The organism is Planktosalinus lacus, from assembly GCF_014640155.1.
GTDB lineage: Bacteria > Bacteroidota > Bacteroidia > Flavobacteriales > Flavobacteriaceae > Planktosalinus > Planktosalinus lacus.
On sequence record NZ_BMGK01000008.1, the window covers coordinates 94,955 to 113,793 of the forward strand.

General features: G+C 36.3%; 15 protein-coding genes. 12 read left to right on the forward strand and 3 right to left on the reverse strand.

The window, feature by feature from the left end:
• The first annotated feature begins 31 nt into the window (after positions 1-31).
• From dnaB to IEV69_RS10595, 8 genes are all read left to right on the forward strand, one after another.
• Positions 32-1,591: a replicative DNA helicase gene (gene dnaB / locus IEV69_RS10560; protein WP_188442245.1), complete on the forward strand. Its 1,560-nt coding sequence runs from the start codon at positions 32-34 to the stop codon at positions 1,589-1,591.
• A 54-nt stretch (positions 1,592-1,645) separates the two neighbouring features.
• Entirely contained in the window at positions 1,646-2,902 is a 1,257-nt protein-coding gene (locus IEV69_RS10565) for an asparagine synthetase B (RefSeq protein ID WP_188442248.1), read from the forward strand.
• A 7-nt stretch (positions 2,903-2,909) separates the two neighbouring features.
• Entirely contained in the window at positions 2,910-3,926 is a 1,017-nt protein-coding gene (locus tag IEV69_RS10570; protein ID WP_188442249.1) for an N-acetylneuraminate synthase family protein, read from the forward strand.
• Between the two features lie 7 nt (positions 3,927-3,933).
• On the forward strand, positions 3,934-5,250 hold the full coding sequence (gene tilS / locus IEV69_RS10575; RefSeq protein WP_188442251.1) for a tRNA lysidine(34) synthetase TilS: 1,317 nt from the start codon (positions 3,934-3,936) through the stop codon (positions 5,248-5,250).
• Positions 5,247-7,688, forward strand: a complete 2,442-nt coding sequence (locus IEV69_RS10580) for a protein-disulfide reductase DsbD family protein (protein WP_188442253.1) — start codon at positions 5,247-5,249, stop codon at positions 7,686-7,688. The genes tilS and IEV69_RS10580 overlap by 4 nt, the downstream gene beginning before the upstream one ends.
• Before the next feature lie 317 nt (positions 7,689-8,005).
• Entirely contained in the window at positions 8,006-9,913 is a 1,908-nt protein-coding gene (locus tag IEV69_RS10585; RefSeq protein ID WP_188442255.1) for a S8 family serine peptidase, read from the forward strand.
• Between the two features lie 106 nt (positions 9,914-10,019).
• Positions 10,020-11,564: a YifB family Mg chelatase-like AAA ATPase gene (locus IEV69_RS10590; protein ID WP_188442257.1), complete on the forward strand. Its 1,545-nt coding sequence runs from the start codon at positions 10,020-10,022 to the stop codon at positions 11,562-11,564.
• Positions 11,565-11,635: 71 nt separating this feature from the next.
• A complete protein-coding gene (locus tag IEV69_RS10595) occupies positions 11,636-13,177 on the forward strand; it encodes a bifunctional GNAT family N-acetyltransferase/carbon-nitrogen hydrolase family protein (RefSeq protein WP_188442259.1) in 1,542 nt (513 codons plus the stop codon).
• A gap of 6 nt (positions 13,178-13,183) precedes the next feature.
• Here IEV69_RS10595 and IEV69_RS10600 read toward each other — a convergent pair whose 3' ends face one another.
• Complete coding sequence (locus tag IEV69_RS10600) at positions 13,184-14,551, reverse strand: aldehyde dehydrogenase (protein ID WP_188442261.1); 1,368 nt, start codon at positions 14,549-14,551, stop codon at positions 13,184-13,186.
• A gap of 207 nt (positions 14,552-14,758) precedes the next feature.
• Here IEV69_RS10600 and IEV69_RS10605 point away from each other — a divergent pair, with 207 nt between their 5' ends.
• From IEV69_RS10605 to IEV69_RS10620, 4 genes are all read left to right on the forward strand, one after another.
• Entirely contained in the window at positions 14,759-15,115 is a 357-nt protein-coding gene (locus IEV69_RS10605) for a hypothetical protein (protein ID WP_188442263.1), read from the forward strand.
• A gap of 17 nt (positions 15,116-15,132) precedes the next feature.
• Complete coding sequence (locus tag IEV69_RS10610; protein WP_188442265.1) at positions 15,133-15,834, forward strand: hypothetical protein; 702 nt, start codon at positions 15,133-15,135, stop codon at positions 15,832-15,834.
• Positions 15,835-15,914: 80 nt separating this feature from the next.
• Complete coding sequence (locus IEV69_RS10615; RefSeq protein ID WP_229741431.1) at positions 15,915-16,583, forward strand: sensor histidine kinase; 669 nt, start codon at positions 15,915-15,917, stop codon at positions 16,581-16,583.
• Positions 16,580-17,233 carry a response regulator transcription factor gene (locus tag IEV69_RS10620; protein ID WP_188442269.1) on the forward strand — a complete coding sequence of 218 codons (654 nt, stop codon included), beginning with the start codon at positions 16,580-16,582 and terminating at the stop codon, positions 17,231-17,233. The genes IEV69_RS10615 and IEV69_RS10620 overlap by 4 nt, the downstream gene beginning before the upstream one ends.
• On the opposite strand, the gene IEV69_RS10625 is transcribed toward IEV69_RS10620, so the two are convergent.
• Together IEV69_RS10625 and panB are read right to left on the reverse strand one after the other, a co-directional pair.
• Positions 17,230-17,922: an RluA family pseudouridine synthase gene (locus tag IEV69_RS10625; protein WP_188442271.1), complete on the reverse strand. Its 693-nt coding sequence runs from the start codon at positions 17,920-17,922 to the stop codon at positions 17,230-17,232. The two genes, IEV69_RS10620 and IEV69_RS10625, sit on opposite strands and share 4 nt — an antisense overlap.
• A gap of 30 nt (positions 17,923-17,952) precedes the next feature.
• The gene (gene panB, locus IEV69_RS10630; RefSeq protein WP_188442272.1) at positions 17,953-18,771 is read right to left on the reverse strand and encodes a 3-methyl-2-oxobutanoate hydroxymethyltransferase; all 819 of its coding nucleotides are present in this window, start codon (positions 18,769-18,771) and stop codon (positions 17,953-17,955) included.
• Positions 18,772-18,839: the final 68 nt, after the last annotated feature.

Sequence of the window (18,839 nt, forward strand, 5' to 3'; positions counted from 1 at the left end):
TTTGTCTTAACATTTTATTTACATTCGCATAATGGAAAAAGTACAGCCTCACATATCATATTCTTCTAAAAAATCGCAGGTGATTTCTTTGGAAAAAGGAAAAATACCTCCACAAGCAGTTGATTTAGAAGAAGTTGTACTTGGGGCTATGATGATTGACAAAAAAGGAGTTGATGAAATCATCGACCTGATCAATCCAGATGTGTTTTACAAAGAAGCTCACCAACACATTTTTGCAGCTATTTTTCAGTTGTTTAAAACCGGTCAACCCATTGACTTATTAACCGTTGCTTCTCAACTTAAGAAGGATGGAAACCTTGATGTTGTGGGAGGGGAGTATTATTTGATTCAACTTACTCAGAAAGTATCTTCCTCAGCACATATTGAATTTCACGCCCGTATCATTTTACAGAAGTTTATTCAGCGCAGTTTGATAAAAATTTCCAATGAAATCATTGAAGATTCTTACGACGAATCGACGGATGTTTTTGATTTGCTGGATACTGCAGAGTCAAAATTGTATGAAATTACACAGGGTAATATTAAGCGGTCTTCAGAGACTGCGCAAAACCTGGTCATTCAGGCTAAGAAGAAAATTGAGGAGATAGCCAATAAAAAAGGACTATCAGGAGTACCCTCCGGTTTTGAAAAACTCGATAAACTCACTTCAGGCTGGCAACCCAGTGACTTGGTGATTATTGCTGCTCGTCCAGGTATGGGTAAAACAGCGTTAACGCTTTCGATGGCCAGAAATATTGCTGTATCCAACAATATTCCTGTCGCCTTTTTTTCGCTGGAGATGTCATCGGTGCAATTGATTACGCGTTTAATTTCTTCTGAAACCGGATTGAGTTCTGAAAAATTAAGAACGGGACAATTAGCTAAACATGAATGGGAACAGCTCAATGTAAAAGTGAAGCACCTTGAAAAAGCGCCGCTTTTTATAGACGATACCCCTTCCTTATCAATTTTTGATTTACGCGCTAAAGCCCGAAGGCTCGCTTCTCAACATGGTATTAAAATTATATTTGTTGATTATTTACAATTAATGACCGCCGGAGGCAGTCAAAAAGGAGGCGGAAACAGAGAACAGGAAATTTCAACCATCTCCAGAAACCTCAAAGCCTTGGCTAAAGAGCTTGATATTCCTGTAATTGCACTTTCTCAATTGTCACGTGCTGTTGAAACCAGAGGTGGCTCAAAAAGACCCTTGCTTTCTGATTTACGTGAATCAGGTGCGATAGAACAGGATGCCGATATCGTTTCCTTTATTTATCGTCCTGAATATTATAAAATCGATCAATGGGATGATGACGAACAAGCGCCCACCGATGGTCAGGCAGAGTTTATTGTAGCCAAGCACAGAAATGGTGGTTTGGATGAAATCAGATTGAAGTTTATTGGACATCTCGGTAAATTTGAAAACCTAGAAACTTTTGACACCCCGGTTGAGTTTCATTCAAGAATGAACAGTGCAGCAAATGATGACACCTTTAAGCCAGATAATTTACCTTCAGCAAATGATGCTTTTGGTCCTGACTCTTTAGATGATTTACCTCCTGAAGATGATGACCACGGCGTGCCTTTTTAGTTAAAATCTACCTAAGTTAATTCATAGATACAAAAACTTTTTTATCTTGCTGAGATGAAGAAATTAATACTATTATTTGGTTTATTTCTGAGCATGCAAGGCTTTGCTTCCTATATTTTAGTTCCAATGGATGCTGAAACACAGCAGGAGCACCTCAAAGCTTATGGAATTACTTATTGGGTTTTGGAAAAGCAACAAAAAGTACAATGGCTCCTCAACTATCGGGGTGGTTCATTTTTAATGCCTGATACAGAAGAAATCAGAAAAGAATGTCAAATTAGGGGGGTGAGTTTTGAGATTTTGTCCAATTCAAAAACTGAACAAATCCTCTCAGAAATTGAAAGTCCCTCAAGAAATATGAGTGCTGTGCTACTTGAAAAAGCACCTCGCATTGCGGTTTACTCTCCTAAAGGCAATCTTCCCTGGGATGATGCCGTAACCTTGGTTTTGACTTATGCTGAAATTCCTTATGATATTGTATATGATCAGGAAGTGTTGGAAGATCAACTCTTGCTTTATGATTGGTTACACTTGCACCACGAAGACTTCACAGGTCAATATGGAAAATTTTACAGAGCTTACAGAACCGCGCCCTGGTATATTGAAGAAAAGCAAAAAGCGGAAGCACTCGCTTCCAGTCTGGGTTTTAATAAAGTGTCTGAAGCTAAACTGGCGGTCGCTTTAAAAATAAGAGATTATGTAGTGGGTGGAGGGTTTATGTTTGCGATGTGTAGTGCGACAGATTCATTTGATATTGCCCTAGCGGCAGAAGGAGTGGATATTTGTGAGCCCATGTTTGACGGGGACCCCAGTGATTCAAACTATCAAAATAAAATTGATTTCAATAAGTCGTTTGCCTTTAAAGACTTTCTATTGGAACGAGACCCCATGGTGTATGAATTTAGTTCCATTGATATGACGGCTAAACGTTCTATCAAAAAAGAGGTTGATTATTTTTCATTAATGGATTATTCTGCCAAATGGGATCCCATTCCCACGATGCTGGTTCAAAATCACACTTCTTTGGTTAAAGGTTTTTTTGGACAAACCACTTCATTTGATCCTAGGTCAGTGAAGTCAAATGTATTGGTAATGGGCGAAAGTGACCTGAACGGTGAAGCCAAGTACATTCACGGTATTAAAGGAAAAGGCTTTTTTACGTTTTACGGTGGTCACGATCCTGAAGATTACCAACACCGTGTGGGGGACTCACCAACAGAATTGGCTTTACACCCCAACTCACCCGGATATCGTTTGATTTTAAATAATGTTTTATTTCCTGCCGCTGAAAAGAAAAAGCAAAAAACGTAATTTTTAAATGCAGAAGACTCCCTCTCCTTTTCTGATTGCAGAAGTTGCACAAGCACACGATGGTAGTTTTGATAAAGCTATTGCCTATATTGACGCTGTTGCTAAAACCGGTGTGCAAGCCATAAAGTTTCAAACCCATCTCGCTCAAGCTGAAAGCAGTATTTATGAACCTTTTCGTATAAAAATGCAAACGGATGATAAATCCCGTTATGACTACTGGAAACGAATGGAGTTTAGCATTGAAGAATGGCAGAAATTAAAAGAGCATACTGAAAAGAACGGACTGGAATTTATGTCATCCCCTTTTAGCAATGCCGCAGTGGATTTACTTGAAAAAGTTGGAGTAAATCGCTATAAGGTAGGCTCAGGTGAGGTCACCAATTTTCTCTTGCTTCAAAAAATTGCCCAAACAAAAAAGCCGCTCATCCTTTCAAGCGGAATGAGTTCTTATGCTGAACTTGACAAAACGGTTGAATTCTTAAAATCATTGCATGTGGAGTTTTCAATTTTACAATGCACAACGAGCTATCCCACACAACCTGAAAATTACGGATTGAATGTCATTGCAGAATTAAAAAAACGATATGGAGTACAGGTAGGTTTTTCTGATCATTCTGCTAGAATTGATACAGGAATTGCTGCAGTTACCCTGGGTGCTGAACTTTTAGAGTTTCACGTAAAACTGGACAACAACGAATCCAACCCCGATGCTTCGTCCTCCCTTACAATTGATGAAACAAAGCAATTGGTAAAAGCTGTTCAATCAATTTCGACTGCACTCAACACCCCTGTTGATAAAAATGATGCTTCTGCATTTGAAACTGTAAAATCAATTTTCGAAAAATCACTGGCTGTAAACAAATCACTGAAGGCAGGCGACAAACTCTTGTTTGAAGATTTGGAGGCAAAAAAGCCCAAAGGATATGGAATTGATGCTTCCAGGTTTCAGGAGGTTCTTGGAAAGTCTTTGTTGAAAGACAAACACCCGTGGGAATTTTTAACAACGGACGACGTTCAACTATAAAATTGCCATGAAAGAACAATTTCAAACCCATCTCATTCAACAATTTCCCGAATTTCAAAATCAACAATTGTTGGTGGCTTGTAGTGGCGGGTTAGACAGTGTTGTAATGACTCATCTGCTTGTGAACTCTGGTTATTCGGTAACACTGGCACATTGTAATTTTTCATTACGCGGAAGTGAAAGTGATTCAGACTCAGCATTTGTAATCCGATTTGCAAAAAAATTAGGGGTCCCTGTTTATACTGAGACATTTGAAACTGTTTCGTTTGCTGAAGAAAAAGGGTTGAGCATCCAAATGGCGGCACGTGTGTTACGTTACAACTGGTTTGATGAGCTTGCTGATATGCTGAGTTTAAAGTATATTCTCACAGCACATCATTTGGATGACGATTTGGAAACGTTTTTTATAAATTTCTCCAGAGGGACCGGTTTGAAAGGCCTTACAGGAATTCCTGAACTTTCGGGGAACTTGAGAAGACCTTTGTTGGAGTTTTCGCGTGAAGCTATTTTAGAATATGCACAGGCCAACAAGTTGAAGTGGCGTGAAGACAGTAGTAATGCTTCAGATTATTATTTGCGAAATGCATTGCGACATCAGGTGATTCCACATTTTAAAGAAATCAACCCGCAGTTGCTACAAAGTTTTAAAGTTACTCAGGAACACTTAAAATCAAGTCGTTTATTGCTAGAAGATTACGTGGGCTTGATTTTTAGTTATGTAGCAGAAAAAACTGAAAATGGGTATCAATTTTCGGTTGAAAAACTCAAAAAACTTCCCAACACCAAGGCACTTTTATTTGAACTGTTTCAATCCTTTGGTTTTACGCAGTGGGAGGATGTATTGCAACTTCTTGATGCTCAAACAGGAAAAAGAATATACTCTCAAACCCATGTCCTACTAAAAAACAGAACTTATTTAGAGCTTGAATTAATGAAGGAATCAAACTCAAACCCTGAAGCTGAATACCTTATTCCAAAAGGAGTTTCCAAAATTGAAACCCCTATTTATCTGACATTTCAAATTGTAAAAGCCATTGAACAACAAGAATCAGGAATTTGTTATGTTGATGAAGCGTTGATACACTATCCTTTAAAACTTAGGAAATGGAAAAAGGGCGATGTATTTCACCCATTGGGAATGAGCGGAAAAAAGAAAATTAGTAAGTTTTTTAAAGATGAAAAGTTATCTTTGCTCGAAAAGCAAAACATCTGGTTGTTATGCAGTAATGAAACTATTGTATGGGTTGTGGGAATGCGTGCCGATAACCGATTTAAAATTACAGAAAATACCCAATCTATATTAAAAATACAATTGCAGCTATGAAGAAAATTCTAGTACTTCTACTTACTTTTTTTGCCTTAAACAGTACCTACTCCCAAATATTTGATCCCATAAAATGGCAAACCGAATTAGAAAAAATTGATGAAGAAAACTATCTATTGAGATTTAAAGCCAATCTGGATGCCGGTTGGTATTTATATTCTCAACAGGATGTGGGCGATGAAGGCCCCATTCCAACTGAATTTGTGTTCTTAGATTCAGAAAATGGAGACTTCGAGCTCATAGGTACTACCACTGAACCTGATGGCGAACCGGTTTTTGACCCTATTTTTGAAATGGACATCAAAAAGTTTAAAGGGAATGTTGTTTTTGAACAGCAAATCAAAATCATAAACCCAGCTTTAAATGACATCAATGCTGAAGTTTATTTTATGGTGTGTGATGATGAAAAGTGCCTGCCACCTGATTTGCTTGAGTTTAGTTTTGAATTGAATCAAAATGAGGTCGTCAATTTTGGAAGTGAAGAATTTGTAAATCCTGTTGATTGGACCGGAAAACTCACCAAAGCATCTGAAGGTGTTTACACTTTTGTTTTTGATGCTGAAATAGAAGAGGGCTGGTCAATCTATTCTCATAAAATGGACCCTGATTTAATGGGACCATTACCCACAGTTATCGTTCTCAACGAAACATCTCAATTTGAAATAATCCAGGATATTTCAGAAACGGGGTCCAATATCGTTTCGGGCTTTGATAAGTTTTTTGAAATGGAGACGATCAAACTTTATAAAGATGGAAGGTTTGAAATTACTGTAAAATTATTAGACGACACAAAGCCCATTACCGGTTTTTTAGAATTTATGGCCTGTGACGATGAAATGTGTTTGCCCCCTACCGGACTAGATTTTAGTTTTAATCCTGAAACCGGAGAGTTTAATTTTCAAGGGGAGGGTTTAAAATCTGATGCTGATGCGGAAAACAAAAATGGTTTTGGTACTCCTGTTCATTTTGAGTTTGATCATTCCTTAGCAAATAGCAATTGTGACGGAACCGAAACTGAAAAAGAAGATTCGAGTAATTTTTGGTGGGTATTCATCGCCGGATTTTTAGGTGGCCTGCTTGCTTTGCTCACACCTTGTGTTTTCCCTATGGTACCATTGACAGTAAGCTTCTTTACTAAAAGCAGTACCAGTAAAGCATCAGGAATTAAAAATGCGATTATTTATGGTATTTCAATTATTGTTATCTACGTCATATTAGGATTGCTCATCACTACCATATTTGGAGCAGATGCACTGAATTTACTTTCTACCAATGCCTGGTTTAATCTCGCGTTTGCGGTATTGTTCATCGTTTTTGCCATTTCATTTTTCGGATTTTTTGAAATCACATTACCCACTTCTTGGATAAGCAGTACCGACAAGGCTTCAAGTCAAGGTGGATTACTTGGTATCTTCTTTATGGCTTTCACGTTATCGTTAGTTTCGTTTTCCTGTACAGGACCAATTATTGGAACCTTACTGGTCGAGACTGCAGTGGGTGGGGGACCAGTTTTATTTGGAAGAATTCCAGTAGGGCCACTCATTGGAATGCTTGGTTTTTCATTTGCGTTGGCATTGCCTTTTGCATTATTTGCTGCATTTCCCGGCTGGCTCAATTCGATGCCAAAATCGGGCGGTTGGATGAACAGTATCAAGGTAACATTAGGGTTTATAGAAATTGCTTTAGCGCTTAAGTTTTTATCAATTGCAGATATGATTTTAGGCTGGAAAATACTACCCTATGAACTGTTTTTAATTTTATGGATTCTATGTGCATTAGGATTGCTGCTTTATTTCCTAGGTTTACTAAAGTTTCCTTTGGATAGTCCGGTTAAAAAAATCACTTTGACCAGAAGTCTATTGTCTATTTCGATGTTGATTTTGATTATATATATGGCCATGGGTTTTAGAGTGAGTGATCAATCAAACGGATTTGTCACACCCAATCTTTTAAGTGGACTGGCTCCCCCAGCCGGACACAGTTATATTTACCCCGGCAAATGTCCTTTAAATTTAAATTGCATCAAAGATTTTCAGGAAGGAGTGGCCTTTGCAAAATCAGTTAACAAGCCCATTTTACTTGATTTTACCGGCCATGGCTGTGTAAACTGCAGAAGAATGGAAGACCAGGTGTGGAGTGACCCAGAAATTTATTCCATCATAAATGATGACTATGTTCTCATCTCTTTATATGTAGATGAACGCACCCCATTAGATGAGCCTTATACCTCAGCATTGAGTGGAAGACAAATGAGAAATATTGGTAATAAATGGGCAGATTTTCAAGCAATCCACTTTAATAGAAATTCACAACCATATTATGTACTTATTAGCCCAGAGGGTAGTGTGTTGAATCAGCCGGTTGGTTATTTACCAAATAAAAAAGATTTCAAAGCTTTTTTAAACTGTGGGAAAGAGCGATTTTTAGAAAGCCAATAGGTTAAAAAATAGGAGGCCATCCAATATAGACGGCCTCCTTGCTAAGCTTAGTAAAATAATTTTAACTAATTCTACACTTAGAAAAAAATCAAATTATCATCCCCACAATAATTCAATAAAAACCAGTGTAGTTTTTTTACTAATTCAAATTCAAAGATATTAAAAAAAGCAGGTGATTACTATACGTATATATACGTATGTTTGTTTTTTATTTTTAAAGTATTTAATAAAGGAGATAATTTTTCGTCAAAATTATTGTAATCATTTTATTTTCTTAAATTAGCAAAAAAAAATTCTATTCATTTAATTGTAATTCCATGAAAATCAGTTCCCCTTTTATTACAGGTATGTTAGCGATTGCTATTTCTATATCAGCTTTTGCTCAAACCCCTTCAGAACGTGAGAAAATCAAATCATCTTTAGATTTGAATAAAATAAATCAACTAAAACAGGAAGTAGAAGTTGACTTTGAAAAAAAGAGAGCAGTAGCTTTAGAAATTGCTCAACAAAAAGGTTGGCCAGAATCTTATGAAACTGAAAACGGTGGAGTAGGCTATTTGGTTGATGTTGTTGATGGTGAATTTCCGATCTATTTACAGACAACAAATTTAGGTGCAGTAATAACGGCCAGAGCCAACCATGTTCATACAGGTGGTTCATCTGGGCTCGATTTAAATGGCGAAAATATGTTGGCCGGAGTTTGGGATGGTGGTAAAGTGCGTGAATCTCATCAACTTTTAGAAGGAAGAGCAGTTCATATTGACAATGCAACATCTTTTAGTTCACATGCGACACACGTAACAGGAACTGTTATCGGTTCTGAAGAATTTCAAAACGGCACTGCAAAAGGAATGGCTCCTGCTGCTGAAACCATTAACTACGCGTTTAATACTGGTAACGTAGCTGCAGAAGTTTTAGCAGCGATCAACGATCACGGTTTATTGGTTTCTAACCATTCTTATGGTGTTCCTGCCGATGGGGGAAGCGGTTCTCCACTTCCGGTCTACCTTTTAGGAAAGTACGACAACAGTGCCAGGTTATGGGATCAAATTCAGTTTGCTTCTCCTTATCATTTGCCAGTATGGGCAGCCGGAAACGACCGTGGTACTGCACATAATAATCAAGGTGATTTGGGTTTTGACCTTTTAACCGGACAGTCAAATTCAAAAAACAACCTAGTTGTTGCAGCTACTTTCCAAGTATTAAATTACATAAATGCTAATAGTGTAAATATGGCTACATTTAGTAGCTGGGGCCCTACTGATGATGGTAGAATAAAGCCTGATATTTCTGCTAAAGGAGTAAATACCTTTTCTTCAACTGCTTCAACCGATGCAAGCTATGCTAATTTTTCAGGCACCTCTATGGCTGCACCAAGTGTTGCCGGTGCTTTATTACTCTTACAACAACATTATAACAATTTAAATAGTGAATTTATGCTTGCTTCGACCTTAAAAGGGTTGGTAATTCACACTGCAGATGAAGCAGGTTCAGATCCAGGTCCTGATTATAGATTTGGTTGGGGGTTAATTAATACAGAACGAGCAGCTTCAGTTATTTCTAACAACGGTACTTCTTCTACTATTATGGAGTTAACTCTAAATGACGGTGATGGTTTTGAAATTACAGGTCAGGCAATACCTGGAGAACGTCTAGTAGCAACCATTGCTTGGACAGACAAACAAGGAAACATAACATCAGGACAAATTGAAGATGATGATACCCCTATGTTAATTAATGATTTAGATATCAGAGCAACTGATGAAAATCAAGACACATTTTTCCCTTGGATTTTAGATCATATAGAATTTACAGACCCTGCTACTACAGGTGATAACTACAGAGATAATGTAGAAAAAATAGAAATTGATGAAGCATCGGGAACCTATACTTTCAACGTTTCTCATAAAGGGAGTTTAGATGGTGGTCAACAAGTAATGTCATTGATTATTTCAGGTATGGAAAATGTTGTTTTAGGAACTCCTTCAAATGAGTTTGCCCAAACCTCTATCTATCCAAACCCAGCTTCTTCTGAATTAAATGTTAAAGCCATCACTCAAATTTCAACTATCGAAATTATGAATGTACTTGGACAATCAATGGGCGTTTATGATGTAGAATCAAACTCAACAAAACTAGATGTCGCCCATTTAAACTCAGGCACCTATTTTGTGAGAGTAACAATTGACAATGCCTCAAAGGTTTATAAGTTCATAAAAAGATAAACTAAAATATTTTTTATAAATTTAAACCTCCCCATTCATTTGAGGAGGTTTTTTATTTTAAAACCTTTTCAAAAGTCATTTTTTAGTAATCTTAAATTATTAAACTATGCTTGCAAAGGTTTTTGGAAGTGCTTTCTTTGGAGTTGAAGCTACCACGATTACAATTGAAGTCAATGTAGGTTCCAAGGGAGTGGGTTACCATCTGGTTGGATTACCTGACAATGCTATACGAGAAAGCAATTACAGGATAGCAGCAGCGCTGCAAAACAATGGATATCGAATTCCGGGTAAAAAAATTACCCTGAATATGGCACCTGCAGATTTAAGAAAGGAAGGCTCTGCTTATGATCTTCCGCTCGCTATAGGGATTTTAGCAGCCACTGAACAAATCCAATTAAAAAACAATCCCGAAGAGTATATCATTATGGGAGAACTTTCTCTAGATGGGAATCTTCAAGCAATAAGAGGAGCACTTCCCATTGCATTTAAGGCACGGGAAGAAGGTTTTAAAGGATTTATTCTTCCCAGTCAAAATGCAAAAGAAGCTGCCATTGTTGAAGGCTTAGAAGTATATGGTGTTGATTCAATTTCTGATGTGATTCAATTTTTTGATAAAGACGCGCCATTGGAACAAACAATTGTTGATATCAAAGCCGAGTTTTACGAACACCTTAATCGGCCTGAGTTTGATTTTTCAGATGTCAAAGGACAGGAATCAATTAAACGAAGTATGGAAATTGCTGCAGCCGGTGGCCATAATATAATTTTAATTGGTCCTCCGGGATCAGGCAAAACAATGCTTGCCAAGCGGTTACCATCAATATTGCCTCCATTGACATTGAATGAAGCCCTCGAAACTACAAAAATTCACAGTGTTGCCGGCAGAACCAAAGATGATTCCGGTATTATGACACAGCGCCCTTTTCGAAGTCCTCATCACACAATTAGCGATGTGGCCCTCGTTGGGGGCGGTACTTATCCACAACCCGGTGAAATCTCCCTATCACACAACGGGGTATTGTTTCTCGATGAGCTGCCGGAGTTTAAAAGAGGTGTGCTGGAAGTAATGAGACAGCCTTTAGAAGATAGAGAAGTGACTATTTCCAGGGCGAAATTTACAGTTACTTACCCCAGTAGTTTTATGCTGGTTGCAAGTATGAATCCCAGTCCAGGGGGGTACTTTAACGACCCCGATGCACCAGTAACCTCATCTCCTGCAGAAATGCAACGCTATTTGAGTAAGATATCAGGACCTTTACTGGACAGAATAGACATACATATCGAAGTAAACCCGGTACCTTTTGATAAATTAAGTGAAGACCGAAAGGGGGAGAGCAGTGTGGTCATCAGAGAACGTGTTACAAAAGCTAGGGATATTCAAACCATTCGATTTAAAGATTTTGATTCAATTCATTACAACGCCCAAATGGGAGTTAAGCAAATCAGAGCGTTTTGTAAACTTGATGAAGCTTCGCTGGCTTTATTAAAAACTGCGATGGAACGGTTGAACTTATCTGCAAGGGCTTATGATCGAATTTTAAAAGTGGCTCGAACAATTGCTGATTTGGAAAACAGCACTGACATTCAAGGCTCTCATATTTCAGAAGCGATACAATATCGCAGTCTGGATCGCGATGGCTGGTTTGGCTAATCGTTAAATTGCTATTAAAAAATTTTCTTTTTTATAAATTGAAGTATATTTAGTGGCATATAAAACTTTTTATGGAAATTTTAGATCAAGCACCCAAAATTGAACTTCGGAACCTGGTAGTTTCAGACTATATCGAATTAAAAAAATCGATGATAGAGTCCTATAATGGAATGCCTGAAGACTATTGGACAGAAAAAGAGATAAAAAGTCTCCTCAAAAAATTTCCACAAGGGCAGTTGTGCATTGAAATTGACGGGCGCATTGCCGGTTGTGCATTGAGTATCATTGTTGAATCAGCAAAATATGACGACGACCACTCGTATAAGCAGATTACCGGAAACTTCACATTCAGCACGCATTCAGATAAGGGAGATGTGCTTTATGGAATAGATGTATTTATCCATCCTGAGTTCAGAGGAATGCGTTTAGGCAGAAGACTTTATGAAGCAAGAAAAGAATTGTGTGAACAGCTCAATCTAAGATCTATAATTTTTGGAGGAAGAATTCCCAATTACAGTAAATATGCTGATGAATTAACGCCTAAACAATACATTGAAAAGGTTAGGAGAAAAGAAATTGAAGACCCTGTTTTATTGTTTCAGCTGGCTAATGAATTTCACGTGCGAAAAGTACTGAAAGGATACCTTGACGGAGACACAGAATCAATGGAATATGCGGTATTGATGGAGTGGATTAATATTTACCACACCAAATCAACCAAAATCCTTAATTCAGAAACCAAAGTTGTAAGATTGGGGTTAGTGCAGTGGCAAATGCGCTTGTTTAAGGATTTTGAGGCTGTGGTCAATCAGATTGAATTTTTTGTGGATGCCATCTCAGATTATCAGAGTGACTTTGTTTTGTTTCCTGAGTTTTTTAATGCCCCGTTGATGGCAGAATTCAACCATATGAAAGAAGCAGAAGCTATTAGAATGCTGTCTGATTACACAGAACCTTTATTGGAGAAATTCAGGGAGTTTGCCATCTCATACAACATTAATATTATTACGGGAAGTATGCCTATGAAAGATGGAGACCACTTATATAATGTTGGCTTTGTATGTCGAAGAGATGGAAGTTATGAACGGTATGAAAAACTACACATTACCCCTGCAGAAGAGTCAGCCTGGGGAATCAAGGGCGGAAATAAAATTAACACCATCGATACTGATTGTGGAAAAATTGGTGTATTAATTTGTTATGATGTTGAGTTTCCTGAAATCCCCCGGTTATTGGCTGATGAAGGCATGAAAATACTTTTTGTACCATTTATGACAGACACTCAAAATGGGTATGAGCGTGTTAGAAACTGTGCCAAAGCAAGAGCAATCGAAAATGAGTGTTATGTAGCGATCGCCGGCAATGTTGGAAACCTACCTAAAGTAAACAACATGGATATTCAATATGCACAAAGTGCTGTTTTTACACCTTCAGATTTTGCTTTTCCGGTAAACGGAATTAAAGCCGAAGCAACCCCAAATACTGAAAGCACACTGATTGCCGATGTGGATATGGATTTGTTGAAAGAGCTTCATAACTTTGGGAGTGTAAGAAACCTTAAAGACAGAAGAACGGATTTGTATTCACTTCGCAAGAAAAAAAATGCTAAATAAAAAGATTTAGAAAATTTTTTTTATCCATTTCAGCTTGTTTTTATACGGAGCGTATCGCAGTGGAAGGTCAATCCATGTAGCTCTTTTAGTAATTGATTTATGGTGAGAAAATGTTTCAAACGAATGTTTTCCGTGGTAAGCTCCCATGCCGCTGTTTCCAACACCTCCAAAAGGTAATTTATCATTTATAAAATGAACTAATGTGTCGTTGATTGTTCCGCCTCCAAAGCTGTACTTTTTGATAATTTTTTCAGCAAAATCTTTCTTTTGAGTAAAAACATACAACGAGAGTGGATTGGGAAATTTTCTCAAAATTGTATCAATGTCTTGTTCCGTTTGATACACCAGAACTGGCAATATGGGACCAAAAATTTCTTCCTGCATTAACTCACTTTGCAAAGAGGGATTTAAAATAACCGTGGGAGCAATAAAAAGGTCATCTTCATCAAATTTACCACCAATAATTACTTTTTCTTTTTCAATTAAATCGATGAGTCTTTCAAATTGTTTGCGGTTGATGATTCGGGCAAAATCTTTTGAACTCTTAGGATTGGTTCCATAAAAACCGGTGAGTTCTATTTTTAAAGCGGTTAAAAATTCATTTTTTACATTTTCATGAATCAACACATAATCGGGGGCGATGCAGGTCTGGCCGGCATTGATGAATTTACCAAATACAATGCGTTTTGCAGCTTGTTTAATTTTTGCAGAACTGTCAACAATAGTAGGGTTTTTTCCTCCAAGTTCAAGCGTAAAAGGGGTGAGGTGTTCTGAAATTGCCCGTGCCACAATACGACCCACAGGGACACTGCCGGTAAAAAACACATAGTCCCATTTGTGATAGAGTAGTTCTTTTGAAATTTCAACGCCACCCTGAACAACTTTAACGTAGTTTTCTTTAAAAGCAGCCAAAATCAACTCTTCAACAATTGCTGCAGTATGAGGGGCGTGTTCACTGGGTTTAATGACCGCAGTGTTTCCTGCAGCAAGTGCGCCAATTAAAGGTGCAAGCACTAGTTGAAAAGGGTAATTCCAGGGAGCTATTATTAGTGCAGTTCCGAAGGGCTCTTTATAGATAAAATCTTTTGAAGGGAAATTTAATAGAGAGGATTTGACTTTTAAGGGTTTGGCCCATCGATCAATGTTTTTAATAGTAAGCTTCAATTCTTTGATTACCACCAGGGTTTCTGTTGCTGCACTTTCAAATTTTGGCTTTTTAAAATCTTTATAGAGTGCATCCCATATTTTGTGTTCTTTTTTTTGAATTAACAGCAGTAGTTTTTTGAGATTTTGTTTTCTAAAAGAAACATCCTTGGTTTTTCCGGTTTGAAAAAACTGATGATGTTGTTTTAAAATTTCAGGGATTGACTGCATTTAATAAGTTTATCTCAAAAGCATAGCTAAAGTAATCAATTTATAGTTTGCATCTATTTTAACTTTAATTGATATAAAAGAAAAATTAGACGGAATTCGCATAAACATAAAATAAAAGTAATGAATAATCAATTTTATACCCTCAATTAGGAGTATTTATTTATTATAATACGTATTTTTGGTTACAACCATCAAAATTGAGACCCTATGAACAAGCCAATAAAATGTATTACTGTAGAAGAAGCTCGTAAGCTTCAAGATAACTGGGTTAGTACCAGAGCAAAAATCATTGACAGTAACCTAGGTATTGTAGATTCCAGAGAAGTTCATTACAGTATTGAAGAACTTGAGGAATATCTTGCCTATGTGAAAGAAGAATCTCAAAAACAAGGGATTAATACTCCCGGAATCCGTGTTTACTTTGGAGCTTATGATGATTCAAAATCTAATTATGCTACTATTTTTATGGCTCCAACTGAAGGAGAAACCGAAAGCTCAAATAACAATTATAACATTGAGCCTTTTAATTTTGGTCAATCTGGACATCCACCAAAAGCATACTAAATTGTTGTTTTTTTAAAATGTGGAACTCCCTGTTAATCGTAAATGTTTTTGAAATAATTGCAGCATTTTCAGGCCTCTATTATTTAAAAAAGGGTAATCCAACAAAATGGGAACGCTATTTTGTTTATTATTTATGGATTTTAACCATTAACGAAATTATTGGGTTGTATACCTCTATTGCTTACTTTTCAGAATATAAATATTTTTCATTTGTAGAAGGAACACCGTTTATTGCAAACTATTGGTTATACAATATTACGTCATTGATTTATTTTTGTTTTTTAATACTTTATTTTCGTTCATTAATTACAATTGATTTTTGGCGTAAATTATTAAAATTAGCGCTCTACCCATTTGTAACTATAGCTATATTAGATTTTTTCATTAATGACACATACTTTAATGAAAACTCTAAATTTGTATTTTTTACAGGGGTGCTTCTTTTAGTAATTAGTATATTAGTTTATTATTATGAATTGTTGAAAACTGACAAGATTTTTAGTCTTAAATATAATTTGTCTTTTTATTTTTCAGCAGGATTATTATTATTTTATGTTGGTATTGCTCCATTGCTAATACTCTCAAATTATTATGTTTCAACAAATTTGGAATTTGTTGAATTAAGAAAGCTAATAATTATATTTGGCAACATTTTTTTATATACACTTATATCAATGGGATTTTTAATATGCTCGAAAAAGAACAAATCCTCCTCTTAGTTTATTTTATTTCAATCATTGTATTTGTAATAACTTTTGTTGTGATATTTTTTATTGCTTTTCAAAAGCGTAAAAACAATATGCTAATTCAAAAGTTTAAAGCAGAACAAGCATTTGAAAAGGAACTTGCTTCAACCAAAATTGAAATACAAGAGCAAACTTTAAAAAACATATCTTGGGAACTACACGATAATATTGGACAATTACTCTCAGTTGTAAATATGCAATTGAATATGATGAAAATACAAGCTTCTGATGATTTTAAGTCTTCTATTGATGAGACCAAAGAGGTCGTAAACACAACCGTTGAGGAAGTGAGGACACTTTCAAAAACCCTGAACAGTGAAGTCATTCAAAAAAATGGATTATTACGTACCGTAGAAATTGAGTTGGAGCGAATAGAACGCCTGAAATATGCTCAAACAGTTTTTGAAATTAAAGGGGATTATTTTAAAATACCTGATACAGAAGAAATTATTATTTTTAGAATTTTACAGGAGTTTTTATCAAATTCGATAAAATACTCAAGGGCCAATACCATCAAAGCGTTTTTTAATTATCATAACAACAGTTTGACTATTAACCTTGAAGACGATGGTGTGGGTTTTGACACCACTCAAAAAACCGAAAGTTCAGGACTGCAAAATATGGCTTCCAGAGCTCAAATGATAGGTGCTCATTTTAGCTTGACTTCAAAAATAAATGAGGGAACAAAATTAAGACTTACACATTTAAATAATACACAGTGAAAAACTCCCCAAACCATAAAATTGTTATTGTAGATGACCATTTGCTTTTTGCAAGTTCTTTAGGAAAATTAATCGCTTCTTTTGAAGATTTTAGCTTGTTATTCACAGCTTCCAATGGTCTTGATTTACAAGAAAAAATGACAAAGGCAGAAGCAATTCCTGATGTAATTCTACTAGATGTCAACATGCCTGTTTTAAATGGCTATGAAACGTTGGTTTGGTTAAAAGAAGTATATCCCAACATAAAAGTTTTAATGCTTTCAATGGATGACGATGAAGATTTAATCATTAAAATGATCAAAACCGGTGCAAAGGGATATTTGTTAAAAAATATAAACCCCGAGGATCTGCAACACGCATTAATTCAAACCATTGATAAAGGTTTTTATTATTCAGAGCAGATTAACGAAATCCTCTTAGATGTATTAAACGGAAAGGAAACCAGTCATACTGTTGAATTGAAAGAGAACGAAATAACTTTTATTAAACTGGCTTGCACTGAAAAAACCTATAAAGAAATTGCTGATATAATGAGTTTAAGCCCAAAAACAATTGACGGCTACAGGGAAAAGTTGTTTGAAAGGTTACAGATTAAGAGTAGGGTTGGGTTGGTGATGTATGCAATTAAAAATAATTTAATCGAAATTTAACCGCAACAATTCCAAAGCACTTCATCTGGAGTGGGAGCGATGATATTGATGAGTTCTTTTTTCACCGGGTGGATTAGACCCAAAGATCTTGCGTGAAGGTGAATACCGCCATCAGGATTGCTACGGTCAAAACCATATTTTAAATCTCCTTTTATTGGACAATTTAAAGCTGATAATTGACTTCTAATTTGATGGTGTCTTCCGGTTAATAATTCAATTTCTAATAAATAATAATTTTTGAGTACTTGGAGGACTTTATACTCTAAGATCGCTTTTTTACTATTGGGCACTTCTTTTTCATAAGCATATGATTTGTTTTGCTTCGGGTTTCTTTTAAGGTAGTGAATGATTGTTGCACTTTCAAGAGGAGGCTGGTTTTTTACAATGGCCCAATATGATTTTTTGGTTTCACGTTCTTTAAACATTTTGTTGAGTCTGGTGAGTGCTTTGGAGGTTTTTGCAAACAGAACAACTCCTGTAGTTGGTCTGTCCAGTCTATGAACCACACCCAGATATACAGCTCCCGGCTTTTTATATTTTTCTGCAATGTAATCTTTTACAATTTCACTTAAAGGCTTGTCGCCTGTGCTATCTCCCTGAACAATATCTCCCACTCTTTTATTAATAGCAATCAAGTGATTGTCTTCAAAAAGTACCTGCAGGTTGTCTTTAGTTGAAACAGTTTTCAAAGAAGTGTTTTTATTTGTAAAATCTACAATTTAATATTGTTCATTTTCATTTGGAAAGTCACCAGATTTTATATCAGTGCTATACTGTTGAAGTGCTTTGGTCATTTCGGTATGTAAATCCATGTAGCGTCTTAAAAATCGCGGACTAAACTCAGTATTCATACCTAACATGTCATGAATTACTAGCACTTGACCGTCCACGCCACTGCCAGCTCCAATGCCAATCACGGGGATTGAAACACTTTTTGCAACTTCTTCAGCTAGTTTTGCAGGAACCTTTTCAAGTACAATTGCAAAACAGCCTAATTTTTCCAACAACAGGGCATCTTCTTTTAACTGTTTTGCTTCTGTTTCTTCTTTGGCTCGCACAGTGTATGTTCCAAATTTATAGATTGATTGGGGAGTTAAACCCAAATGTCCCATCACAGGTATTCCTGCATTCAGTATACGTTTTATGGAATCTTTTATTTCTTTACCACCTTCCATTTTTACTGCATGTCCTCCACTTTCTTTCATAATTCGAATAGCAGAACGCAGGGCTTCTTTGGCATCACTTTGATAGCTTCCAAAAGGTAAATCAACCACCACAAGGCTGCGATTGATTGCTCTCACGACAGAAGCAGCGTGATAAATCATTTGATCTAATGTAATGGGCAACGTTGTTTCATGACCAGCCATAACATTGGATGCAGAATCACCTACTAAAATAACATCTATGCCGGCACCATCAACAATTTGAGCCATTGTAAAATCATAAGCGGTAAGCATTGAAATTTTCTCACCCCGTGATTTCATATCAACCAGTGATTTTGTTGTAATTCGTTTGTATTCTTTTTTTGCTACCGACATTTAATTAAAATTTAAGTTTGTGTAAAAGTAATAAATATGTCAACTACTTTCAATATTGTTAGAATGAT